This is a genomic window from Citrobacter sp. L55 (genome assembly GCF_002850715.1).
GTDB classification, from domain to species: domain Bacteria; phylum Pseudomonadota; class Gammaproteobacteria; order Enterobacterales; family Enterobacteriaceae; genus Citrobacter; species Citrobacter braakii.
Genome location: NZ_KZ559419.1, coordinates 43,110 through 52,213, shown reverse-complemented (window position 1 = coordinate 52,213; position 9,104 = coordinate 43,110). Strand labels below are relative to the sequence as shown.

At 56.4% G+C, this 9,104-nt stretch carries 13 protein-coding genes; 12 read left to right on the top strand and 1 reads right to left on the bottom strand.

Annotated features, from left to right (window positions below; translation table 11 throughout):
* Positions 1–226: 226 nt before the first annotated feature.
* From B9P82_RS25200 to B9P82_RS25175, 6 genes are all read left to right on the top strand, one after another.
* Entirely contained in the window at positions 227–646 is a 420-nt protein-coding gene (locus B9P82_RS25200; protein ID WP_101701198.1) for a DUF1380 family protein, read from the top strand.
* A 53-nt stretch (positions 647–699) separates the two neighbouring features.
* Positions 700–1,479 (top strand): hypothetical protein, encoded by a 780-nt coding sequence (locus tag B9P82_RS25195; RefSeq protein ID WP_101701197.1) that lies wholly within the window; start codon positions 700–702, stop codon positions 1,477–1,479.
* 404 nt (positions 1,480–1,883) lie between these two features.
* Positions 1,884–2,390 (top strand): antirestriction protein ArdA, encoded by a 507-nt coding sequence (locus B9P82_RS25190; RefSeq protein ID WP_101701196.1) that lies wholly within the window; start codon positions 1,884–1,886, stop codon positions 2,388–2,390.
* 42 nt (positions 2,391–2,432) lie between these two features.
* On the top strand, positions 2,433–2,624 hold the full coding sequence (locus B9P82_RS25185; RefSeq protein WP_000761849.1) for a hypothetical protein: 192 nt from the start codon (positions 2,433–2,435) through the stop codon (positions 2,622–2,624).
* Between the two features lie 192 nt (positions 2,625–2,816).
* Positions 2,817–3,071, top strand: coding sequence for a DNA polymerase III subunit theta (locus tag B9P82_RS25180; RefSeq protein ID WP_168188471.1), 255 nt, complete (start codon positions 2,817–2,819; stop codon positions 3,069–3,071).
* A gap of 34 nt (positions 3,072–3,105) precedes the next feature.
* Complete coding sequence (locus B9P82_RS25175; RefSeq protein ID WP_079850002.1) at positions 3,106–3,423, top strand: hypothetical protein; 318 nt, start codon at positions 3,106–3,108, stop codon at positions 3,421–3,423.
* Positions 3,424–3,545: 122 nt separating this feature from the next.
* Here the strand turns inward: B9P82_RS25175 and B9P82_RS28740 are convergent, their stop codons facing one another.
* The gene (locus B9P82_RS28740; protein WP_015062665.1) at positions 3,546–3,767 is read right to left on the bottom strand and encodes a hypothetical protein; all 222 of its coding nucleotides are present in this window, start codon (positions 3,765–3,767) and stop codon (positions 3,546–3,548) included.
* 381 nt (positions 3,768–4,148) lie between these two features.
* Between B9P82_RS28740 and B9P82_RS25170 the strand changes: the two genes are divergently transcribed.
* From B9P82_RS25170 to B9P82_RS25145, 6 genes are all read left to right on the top strand, one after another.
* Positions 4,149–4,703 (top strand): single-stranded DNA-binding protein, encoded by a 555-nt coding sequence (locus tag B9P82_RS25170; protein WP_042005163.1) that lies wholly within the window; start codon positions 4,149–4,151, stop codon positions 4,701–4,703.
* A 51-nt stretch (positions 4,704–4,754) separates the two neighbouring features.
* Positions 4,755–4,988, top strand: coding sequence for a DUF905 domain-containing protein (locus B9P82_RS25165; RefSeq protein ID WP_101701194.1), 234 nt, complete (start codon positions 4,755–4,757; stop codon positions 4,986–4,988).
* A gap of 69 nt (positions 4,989–5,057) precedes the next feature.
* A complete protein-coding gene (locus B9P82_RS25160; protein ID WP_101701193.1) occupies positions 5,058–7,112 on the top strand; it encodes a ParB/RepB/Spo0J family partition protein in 2,055 nt (684 codons plus the stop codon).
* Between the two features lie 44 nt (positions 7,113–7,156).
* A complete protein-coding gene (gene psiB, locus B9P82_RS25155) occupies positions 7,157–7,591 on the top strand; it encodes a conjugation system SOS inhibitor PsiB (protein WP_101701192.1) in 435 nt (144 codons plus the stop codon).
* On the top strand, positions 7,588–8,316 hold the full coding sequence (locus B9P82_RS25150; protein ID WP_101701191.1) for a plasmid SOS inhibition protein A: 729 nt from the start codon (positions 7,588–7,590) through the stop codon (positions 8,314–8,316). Before psiB ends, B9P82_RS25150 begins: the two co-directional genes overlap by 4 nt.
* On the top strand, positions 8,313–8,633 hold the full coding sequence (locus B9P82_RS25145) for a theronine dehydrogenase (RefSeq protein ID WP_101701190.1): 321 nt from the start codon (positions 8,313–8,315) through the stop codon (positions 8,631–8,633). The genes B9P82_RS25150 and B9P82_RS25145 overlap by 4 nt, the downstream gene beginning before the upstream one ends.
* Positions 8,634–9,104: the final 471 nt, after the last annotated feature.

The following is a 9,104-nucleotide window of genomic DNA, read 5'->3' as shown; positions in this document are numbered from 1 at the left end:
AAACATCAATACCGACACAAAGTGGACCTGGCAGACTCATTATTACCCATCCTTGCAAATGCGTTATGGAGTACGGACAACTGTTCGGGTTTCAGATGAGTGGCTCAGCATATGCGCCAGTCGCTTAGTCACGGGCTTAAAACCCTTGGAGAAATCAGGCTGCATACGCCGTGCCAAATCTATTCATCGCTATGGTAGCTAAATTTCAAGATACAAGGAGAAAAACATGTACGGAACCTGTGAAACCCTCTGCCGGTTGTTGCGTGAGCAGTATCCCGCAGAAACCCCGCTGAACCTCATTATCTGGTCCCCGGCGGATATCGAAGCACTGGCCGACGGAATGGAATATGCCGTTTCGGAGCAGGACACAAGGGCGGTACTGGCGCGTATGGACGCCATTCCGGAGGAACAACGGCTTGAGTCGGGCGTGTCTGCCGGTGCGGTGATGGATCTGATTGAACAGGTGAAAGAGGCCGTTCCGGCGGTGATGGTGCCGGCGGACATGCTTGAAACCCTGCTGACCACTGCCGAACAGGCGTTATGGCACAGGGAATGGACCGCCCGTGACAGCAATCATCCGGTCCCGGAAAGCGTTACCCGCCGTCTGGCTGATGCGGCGAAAGTTCGCGCCTTACTGAAAAACTGAAATCAACACGCCGCCCGGGCGGCGTGTACTGACCCCGTTCAGAGGAACCCATTATGCAGGAAACCACCACGTTAAACGCCCTTGTGATGCGCCGTGCGCGCGATTTGATTGCTGATTATGGATGGCCTGACCATACCGATGTTGATCAGCGTGACCCGGTCAATAAACCGGGCTGGATAAGCATTTATGTCCGTCTGGATGCGGCAAATATTGTTCATCTGCTGCCTTTGCTTTGTACCGGTGACGTACCCGCAGAGCTGCAAAGTGCCATGACAAAAATAGCCGGGACGCCAGCGCAGATTATTTTATCCGGCAGCCGCTATGCCGACGCGCCGCAGCTTCCGGAGGACGGAACACAGATAGCGTTCCCCTGGGCCGGGGAATGGCTGACGGAGCCGGAGATTCAGGCTGTAACGGATTGCCTGTCCCGCGCCGTGCGGGATGTATCCCGGCAGGTATGGGAGGATGCGCGCCGGATAAAGGCGGCACTGAACACGCGCGGGGAAACGCTGTTTTATCGCCAGACCCGAAATTTCCGTCTGGTTGTGAAGGAAAATGATATGCCCTGTTGGCTGGACGATGATGACAATTTGCCGGTGGTGCTCGATGCCATCCTGAACAAAGGGGCACGCTACAGCAGCGTTGAGTTCTTTGTTATCAGCGACAAAGTGGATCAAATCCTGGCATGTGGCCAGATGTGCGATGTGCTGCGTATTCCGGGCGAGCCTCCGCGCCGGTGGATGGATTTAACCCTTTTACATGAGGTCATGGCAGAAGCGCGTGCAGAAATCAGTCTTGTCCGCAATGCCCTGTCAGCAATACGGCCAGTGTAGCGAACAGCAGGGGGCGGCGGCCCCCTGAATCTGGCACGAAGGATAAGGATGTCGCCGGCTCCGCTTTTACGGCTCTTCCTCCACGTTGTTCCGGCTTCGCGGTGAGTAACGTCCCGTGCGGCCTGCGGCAAACGCCGTGCCTCTACTGTAGCCGGGCCGCGGCTGATGCAAGGGAAGCGTAAACGCCGTCACCTTCACCCGGTCGCAGTTTATTTCATACGTTATCCGCCGTCTTCCCGTCGTTTTCCGGCTCAGTTTTCGCCGTCAAACCGTCCAGCCTGCTCCTGCTTTTTTACTGCGCTGCGGCTTCGGTGACGCCCTTGCATCCTCCGCTTTTCGCCCGGCTGTCGTGTCGGCACGGCGTAAGCCGGAACTCAGACGACATCGACTATGGAGGATTTTTTATGAGCACTACGACCACCACACCGGCTGTTTACGTGGGTACGTATCACAAATACAACTGCGGCAGCATTTTCGGCAAATGGTTTGATCTGACGGAATTTAACGGCAGGGAGGATTTTTACGAGGCCTGTCAGGCGCTGCATGCCGATGAATGGGACGCCGAGTTTATGTTTCAGGACTGGGAAGGTATCCCGTCGCAGTTCGTCTCTGAATGCTCCATTGACTGGGATTTTATCGCCGCTTACAAACGCGCCGAAGAAGAGGGCAGGGAAGCCGCTTTTATCGCCTGGGCGGAGTATACCGGCGAGTGTGATTATGACGCGTTTGATGATGCGTACCGGGGCGAGGCGGAAAGCGAGGAGGACTTTGCGCGGGAGATGGTTGAGGACAACGGCCTGTTAAATGAGGTGCCGGAGCCGTTGCGCAGTTATTTCGATTTTGAAGCCTGGGCGCGTGACCTGTTCAGTAGCGGCTATGTGTTCCATGACGGCTATGTCTTCAGCAACTGATTAATGTCCGGCGGGGAAACCCGCCGGTTAAGGAGAAAACATATGAAACTTGCACCACAAAGCCGTGAGATCCTGCGACAGTACAAAGCCCTGATTAATGCCCGCCGACGTGATGCCGGTCAGCGGGAACTGACCACCGCGCAGGTGATGGATGAAATTTGTTACTACATGACCTGTCAGTGTGCCGTGTACATCGGCGGTCATTTCATCTTACAGGGTGGAAAAAGCCAGTAAGCAGGATGGCAGGCGTCCGGCCCGGAGGGCGCCTGTCAGCCCGCGCGAAAAACCGGGCAGGCTGCGCCTGCCGGAGAGAAACTTCGCTGCGCCTGCGGCGCCGCGTACTCTCCTCTCCGTTGTCTGTCGCTGTTGCCCGGGAATGCGCGTATTATCAGGGATATCTTCCTGTAACGCAGATCGGTGATGCATATGTCGAAGTGGAATATCGCCTCTTTCTCAAAAGAAGAGCAGGATAAGGTCTCAGTCGATAAAGCCGCCGCTGCCGTTGCCTGGCAGGAAAGGATGAACAAGCCCGTGGTGCCGGAGCTGGCTGAACGGGAACAGCCTGAACATCTTCGCCAGTATTTCCGTGAACGGCTTGAAGTTCATCGGCAGAACAGTCAGCAGCTGCCGCGCGCAAATGCGCCCGAATATAATAAACCCGGAGATGAGCAGCAGAAGTGATTCTTATAGTCAGATTCTCCAGGGAGGAAATTTTATGCGTATGTCTCTGATGTTTGCAGCCGTGACTCTTTTAACCGGTATTAACCTGTTGTTTATTCCGTTTCAGCCTGTACCTGCTCTGTGGGGAGCTGGCCTGGCCATTGCTTTTATCCTGATTAATGTCGTGGCGGATAAACTGCGTCTCTGGAGTGGCGTTGCATGGATTATCGTTGCCGGCATCATCATAACGTTGATGCTTAAGGGGAAGGAGCCGGGTGACGAATTCAGAGTGCTGATCACCGTTTTTGCTTTCCTGGCTTCGGCCTGGTACAGCGTTGTGCAGTACAGAAAAGAAAAGCATTTTCGCTCCTGATGTTCCCGGCAGGTATTAAGCCGGATAATTGTCAGCCATCTCGTGACTGCTCCCCGCCCTGTTGGCGAGGTTTCCCACTAAGCCGCATGTAATCCATTCTTATCCTCCCGTTCCCGTTTTCACTACGGGCGACTTCCCTGACGGGAACCGGGGCTGTCATGCTTCGCACCGAGCCAGCTGCGCTGTCTCTGCCCGGCCCCTTCGGGGCAGCGGGTTTCCATCCCAGGCTGTCGCAACGTCAACGGCAGGCTTGCTGCGACCGTTCCGGTCACGCCGCCCTTTTTACGCGCCGTATCCTGCGCTTTCTGCACCCCGGCAAACTGACGCCGGGCTGTAAGGCGCAACGCCGTTTCGCGCCCGCGCTTTCCGTCGTTGCGGCGGGTTCCTGCTCATTCCTTGCCTGGTTTTTCACCCTTTTGAGTCCTTTCGCCGGGGCTGAGACAACCACAACCCGCCTGGCTGTCCAGGGACGGCAAAGCCTTTCGCGATAAATTTTTTCCGGCCATTCCGCAGGCTTCATTAGACCGTAAAAAATTGACCGCTCACCCCGGACACCTGCACCGGGCCGTGGCCGTTTACGCCCTTGCGGCGAGCGGCTCTCAAACGGGTGAAGGTAACAACCAGCGGGCGCGTTCAGCAGGTCCCCGCAAAACGTCAAAACCGCGGCCCCGGCAACTCAACGGGTGATGGTTTTTAAAGGCAAAACAACCGGAAGGAGATTCATCATGACAGTACGCGGCATCAACAAAGTCATCATCGTGGGTAATCTGGGCCAGGACCCGGAAGTCCGTTATATGCCCAATGGCGGCGCGGTCGCTAATCTCAGCCTCGCCACCTCGGAGTCCTGGCGCGATAAACAGACCGGAGAGATGCGCGAAAACACCGAATGGCATCGCGTGGTGCTGTTCGGCAAGCTCGCGGAAGTGGCCAGTGAGTATCTGCGCAAGGGCGCTCAGGTGTACGTCGAAGGGCAGTTACGTACCCGCAACTGGCAGGACGACAGCGGCGTAACGCGCTATGTCACTGAAATCGTTGTCGGACAGAACGGCACCATGCAGATGCTGGGCGGTCGTCGTGACGGCGGTCAGCCACAGAACACTGCTCCGCAGCAACCCGCACAACCGCAGAGTCCTGCCGCTCCGGCACAACCTGCTGGCTCCCCTGAAAAATCCCCGAAAAAAGGCGGCAGAAAACCCCGTCAGAGCGCCGCACCGTCTCAGCAGGTGCCGCAGCCGTTACCGGACGATTATCCGCCTATGGATGATGATGCCCCGTTTTGACCTGCATGATGAAAACGCCCCGCAACATGCGGGGCAGGAAAAGGAGAAAACATGAGCATTTATAACGCCGGACCGTTACCAGATGACACCTTCACCAGAGCACAGGCTGAAGCAGTGGCGGCACAGTTTGAAAATGTCGCCATCGAAGACGATCAGGTTTCGCATTTTCGCCTGGTCGTTCGTCAGAACGGCGAAATGGTTTGGCGCGCATGGAATTTTGAAGCGGATGCCGGGAAATGGCTCAACCGTTACATCGAACGTTACGGCATTCGTAAACAGCAGTAAGAGGTGCCCTGCCGGAGCGGTAACTCCGCAGGGCCGGACAGTCATCAATATCTGTGAGGAGTATCAACTATGTCAGTAACCGAGTCTAAAGCAAAAAAGGTTAAAAAAGCCAGCCCCAAAGCGTCAACGCGTAAAGCTGATGCTCAGTCAGACGTCCTGGTTGCCGTACTGGACAGTGCCCCTGTCAGTTACACCGCATGGTCCCGCCTGTTTATCGGGGATCTCAACTGCCGTCTTATCCCGCACACGCCAGAAGAAATCAGGGGTTATGCCGACAGTATTTTCGCTGTCGGGCAAATCCATAACATCGTGGTCGTGGAATGTGATGATGGTCGGCTGGAAGTGGTTTGCGGCGGCGGACGTACCAGAGCCATCGGTTTACTGGTTGAAGAAGGGAAGGTAGACCCCGATCAGGAATGGATCTCCTGCAAAGTGGTTCCCCGCGAAATGGCGAGAGCTATCTCTCTGACTGAAAACGGCAGACACAAGACAATGCACCCCGCCGAACAGATCGCCGGATTCCGTTCTCTGGCAGAAGAAGGGAAAACACCAGCGCAAATCGGGGACCTGCTGGGCTACGGTGTGAAGCACGTCCAGCGCATGCTCAGGCTCGCAGGACTGGCTCCGGTTATTCTTCAGGCACTGGCAGAGGACAAAATAACCACCGAACACTGTCAGGCGCTGGCGCTGGAAGATAGCCCTGACCGTCAGGTGAAGGTGTATGAGGCTGCGTGTAGTCAGGGCTGGAACAATAAACCGGAAGTGCGTGTGATCCGTAATCTGATCACCGACAGTCAGGTTTCCACCCTCAACAACAGCAAGTACGCATTTGTAGGGGAAAACGCCTTCTCCGGCGATGAAATCCGCGCTGACCTGTTCAGCGACGAACAGGGTGGTTTTGTGGACAAACTGGCGCTGGATACGGCCCTGCTGGAAAAACTCCAGGTGGTGGCGGAGTGCCTGAAAGAGGCCGAGGGCTGGGCATGGGCGACGGGACGTCTGGACACCGTCAGTTATCACGGTGAGGACAGCGCGGTCTACCGTATTCAGGATGAGCCTGACGCGGTTTACACGGAGCAGGAACAGCAGCGCATGGATGAATTACAGGATCAGTATGACGAGAACCAGACCGCCAGCGATGAAACCGACGCGATGGAGTCAGAGATGGAGGCCATCGAATGCGCGGCACAGCTCCGGGCATGGACGCCGGAAATGCGCGCACAGTCCGGCGTGGTGGTGTCATGGCGTCACGGTGAAATCTGTGTCCAGCGCGGGATTTTCCTGCGTGAGCAGTCTGAAACGGAAGACGAACCTGCTCAGGTTCCGGTATATGAGCGCCAGCCCGAACCCGTTGACGAAATCAGTCTGCCTCTGCTGACGAAGATGTCCTCTGAACGTACGCTGGCCCTTCAGGCTGCGCTGGTACAGAAGCCAGAGAAAACGGTAGCTCTGATGGTCTGGCGTCTGTGTACCTGCGTTTTCGATTATTGCTGCACGACCCGTGATCCCTTCGTTATGCGTCTGGAGGTGCATCACAGCCGTCTGGTCAGTGAAGCCCCGTCCGGTGAAGAGGGTAAAGCGTGGCAGTGTCTTATGCAGGAAAAAGCCCGTCTGGAGGCGCTGTTGCCGGAAGGCTGGAAAAAGGATTTCACCACCTTTTTTACCCTTGACGGAAAGACGCTGATGTCACTGATGGTCTTCTGCACGGCCTGTTCTGTCGATGGTGTGCAGACCAGAACGATGGGACATACGACACGAAGTGATCTTGATAGTGTTGAACGTGCTGTTGATTTCAACCTGCATGAATGGTGGCAGCCGACGAAGAACAATTTCTTCGACTACCTGAAAAAACCACAGATTGTTCAGATCCTCAGCGAGAACGGGCTGACCGGGGCCGCCAGCGATGCGCTGAAAATGAAGAAATCTGACGCAGCGGACCTGGCTGAAACCATGATGGCCCGTCACCGTCCTCAGTGGGTGCCTGTCTGGATGCGCGCCCCTGATGCAGAAAAATCCCCGTCTGATGCAGAAAATGATGTATCTGATACCGAAAACGGCAGTGCTGATGCACCCGATGCGGCTTTTGATGCAGACAGCCACCACACCCTGCACGACGCAGCCTGATAACGGAGGCCGCCCCGTCATTCGGGGCGGTATTTAAGGAGAACATGATGCGTAACATTATTACCCCCGATGTACTGAAAACCATGATCCCCCAGGAGTTTGAAGACTGGCGCGACGGTGGCGAAGATTTACGCCGCGAACTGACCCATGCCGTGATGCGAGACCTTGACTGTCCGGCTCACTGGGACCTGAACGGCGAATACCGCAGCGAGTTTGGCGGTTTTTTCCCGGTGCAGATCCGTTTCACGCCATCCCACGGCAATTTCAGCCTGGCAGTATGCAGCCCCGGTGATATCAGCCCGTCCTGGATGGTGGTGTTTATTCCTGCCAGTGGTCGCCCGTTCTCTGTTATGCGCACGCTGCCAGCCTGGTCGCCGGAGGTTATCAGCCACACGTTGAGTCTCGTCGCCCGCCTCGATGCCGATGGTTACAGTCAGGCCAGTATCATCAGCATTCTGGCGATGGAGGGGGCATTATGATCCCGATAAACCTGTCACTGGTCCCTCTCAGTCATGAGCGTCGTGCGGTGATGCAGGCCATCGCAGAGGTGGAAGCAAAATACGCGCGTGGTATCCATGTCGCTGAATTTCCCTATGCCTGCACTTTTTTCCGCATCCTGAACGGCAGTAAGCGTGTCACTGTAAAGGATATCGGCTGGTTCTCTCCGGGGCTGACGGCTCAGTCGCTGCGGGGAAATAAACAGGACTGGCTGGCGGCTATCGACCGGCTGATTGAAAGCCGGGGCGCATGTTGCTGGTTACCCCTGTCGCTGTCGGATGGCTGGCGACTGTTCCCGGAAACGAAGTTCCAGATGCAGGAGCGTACCCGCCGGCACAGTGAACTGGGGGCTGAAAAATACACCCGCCAGCGCCGGAAGGAGGCGTGCCAGCGCGAAACGGCGTATCAGGCGCTGGCGGGGCAGGCGGAAATTGAGCTGGCTTTTCATACCCCGGAAACGGTCAGCAGCTGGAGCGCCCGCTGGTCGGGTACTGAACTTCACCAGTACGACCTGGAAGAAATGTTCTGGCGCTGGAGCGAGCGTTTTCCGTCGCTGGCACCAATGGAACGCTGGATGATGGCGAATCAGCCCTTCTGGAGTGTGATGGTCGAATCTGATGCTCTCGCTAAAGAAAGCCCGGAGCCGGTCAGACAACTGGAGCGATGGATGGTCCCCAACAAGCTGATACACCGGAGCCATGCATGAAGTGGTGTTACTCGTTGCGCTGGAGACTGCCCCGGACACCGTGTCCCGGACCGCAGGAACTGGCGTCAGAGGTGGTGGAGGCCGGGGAACCCGCGCCTGAATCGGTGATGTCCCGCTGGGTGGCGGGCGCTGGGTATGCAGTGTGTCTCGATTTTCTGGATGAAAGACAGATAAGACGCTGGAGTGATGAACGAAAAGCGGCTGCCCGTCGGCGGAATCTGGAACGTCGCGTGAACCGGATTGCACCGTTGTTTGCAGAAGAACTCATCGAGCGGGAACTGGAAGCCCGACCGGCGTATTTTCAGGGAAAACCATGAATATGCCTCCCAAAGGAGGGGAGTCATGCTGAAGGTTATGAGCTGTAACAAAGAATACGCCAACGTGAGGACAGGAAAATAAAAAGAGCGGTTATGCCTGCGGTATAGCTGCTCTTTTTTATGCCCCTTACGCTTTGTAATACCCTGCTGTTAATCTCCTCTGAAGAACGGACGCTGCGAATTATGGTGGCAGTTGTCTGTATCATCTTTTCAAATTTGCCTGCTGTCGGACGGGGTCACTGGCCATGACTGCGGGCGACTTCCCTGACGGGAACCGGGGCTGTCGTAAACGGAGCCGGTAAACCGTCTCCGCCCTGACGGGCTTCCATCCCACTGTCGCAACGTCAACACCTGCTCGCAGTGACCGTTCCGGTCACGCCGCTTTTCACCATGCCGGCGATAAAGCCGCCGGCACTCAGGTGACGCCACGTCGTTCCGCCGTGTCGGGTGTGTTCATCCTCTTCTCATACC

Excerpts from the sequence above, each read along its gene's own strand:
- B9P82_RS25200 (WP_101701198.1), top strand. The coding sequence starts at position 227 with ATGTACGGAACCTGTGAAACCCTCTGCCGGTTGTTGCGTGAGCAGTAT.
- B9P82_RS25195 (WP_101701197.1), top strand. The coding sequence starts at position 700 with ATGCAGGAAACCACCACGTTAAACGCCCTTGTGATGCGCCGTGCGCGC.
- B9P82_RS25190 (WP_101701196.1), top strand. The coding sequence starts at position 1,884 with ATGAGCACTACGACCACCACACCGGCTGTTTACGTGGGTACGTATCAC.
- B9P82_RS25185 (WP_000761849.1), top strand. The coding sequence starts at position 2,433 with ATGAAACTTGCACCACAAAGCCGTGAGATCCTGCGACAGTACAAAGCC.
- B9P82_RS25180 (WP_168188471.1), top strand. The coding sequence starts at position 2,817 with ATGTCGAAGTGGAATATCGCCTCTTTCTCAAAAGAAGAGCAGGATAAG.
- B9P82_RS25175 (WP_079850002.1), top strand. The coding sequence starts at position 3,106 with ATGCGTATGTCTCTGATGTTTGCAGCCGTGACTCTTTTAACCGGTATT.
- B9P82_RS25170 (WP_042005163.1), top strand. The coding sequence starts at position 4,149 with ATGACAGTACGCGGCATCAACAAAGTCATCATCGTGGGTAATCTGGGC.
- B9P82_RS25165 (WP_101701194.1), top strand. The coding sequence starts at position 4,755 with ATGAGCATTTATAACGCCGGACCGTTACCAGATGACACCTTCACCAGA.
- B9P82_RS25160 (WP_101701193.1), top strand. The coding sequence starts at position 5,058 with ATGTCAGTAACCGAGTCTAAAGCAAAAAAGGTTAAAAAAGCCAGCCCC.
- psiB (WP_101701192.1), top strand. The coding sequence starts at position 7,157 with ATGATGCGTAACATTATTACCCCCGATGTACTGAAAACCATGATCCCC.
- B9P82_RS25150 (WP_101701191.1), top strand. The coding sequence starts at position 7,588 with ATGATCCCGATAAACCTGTCACTGGTCCCTCTCAGTCATGAGCGTCGT.
- B9P82_RS25145 (WP_101701190.1), top strand. The coding sequence starts at position 8,313 with ATGAAGTGGTGTTACTCGTTGCGCTGGAGACTGCCCCGGACACCGTGT.